Raw genomic sequence first — 850 nt, forward strand, 5'->3', positions numbered from 1 at the left:
CAACATCGTGACTCTGTTGGCGATCTTGTGAGGGTCAGCTGGTGGCGGTGCAGAGGGCGTGGAAGTGGCTGGGTGCCCGCTGCTTTTGGGTCGGAGTGGCGATCCAGTCGGCGATCCGGGTGACGTTGCAGGCCAGAGCGGTCAGGACGTGCTGGACGTGGGTCTTGCGCAGGCCCCGGTAGCGGGTTCTGCGGAGGCCGCAGGTGCGGATGTTCTGGGAGAGGGTGGCCTCGATGCCGGCCCGGATCGCGTATCGGTCCTGCCACTGCCGGGTCCGTTGGTCGAGGCGGTTGGCCTGCTGGATCTCGTGCAGTTCGCGGGTGGGCAGCAGGGCGAGCGAGCGCGGACGGACTTCGGAGTTGGTGCACTGGGGCCGGTCCGTGCAGGCCCGGCATGCGGCCTCGCCGAAGCGGACCTGGATGTAGTCGTGGCCGGAGATCCGCAGTGGCTTCCAGGTCCGGCTGGTCTGCCCGCGGGGGCAGACGACCTGGTGGCCGTCCCAGTCGACGGTGAAGGAGGCCTTGTCGAACCCGTTCTGTGCTTTGGTCTGGTGGCTGGGGTCGGGAGCGACCGGGCCGAGCAGCGTGATCTGGTGGACGAGCTGGGCGTGTTCGATCCGCTGCGCGGTCACGTAGGCGGCATCGACCACGTGCTCGCCCGGCGCCAGGCCGGACGCGGCGAGGTCCTCGTGGATCTTGTCGGTGAGCTCGCCGTCCTGGACCGGGGCGATCGTCGTGGCCACGTGCACCACCACCTCCGGCAGGTCTAACGTGCACGTTTCCGTGAAATGGGTGCGGTAACCGGACCATGCGGTGTCCCGCTTGACGCAGTAGTGCGCGTCGGTGTCGTA

At 68.4% G+C, this 850-nt stretch carries 1 protein-coding gene; it reads right to left on the minus strand.

Features of this window, described 5'->3' with window-relative positions; all coding sequences use genetic code 11:
* Window positions 1–34 precede the first annotated feature (34 nt).
* Window positions 35–850 (minus strand): transposase (locus VXC91_RS46215; protein ID WP_329513305.1); only part of this gene is annotated, 816 nt, incomplete at its 5' end.

Source organism: Streptomyces chiangmaiensis, assembly GCF_036281785.1.
Lineage (GTDB): Bacteria > Actinomycetota > Actinomycetes > Streptomycetales > Streptomycetaceae > Streptomyces > Streptomyces chiangmaiensis.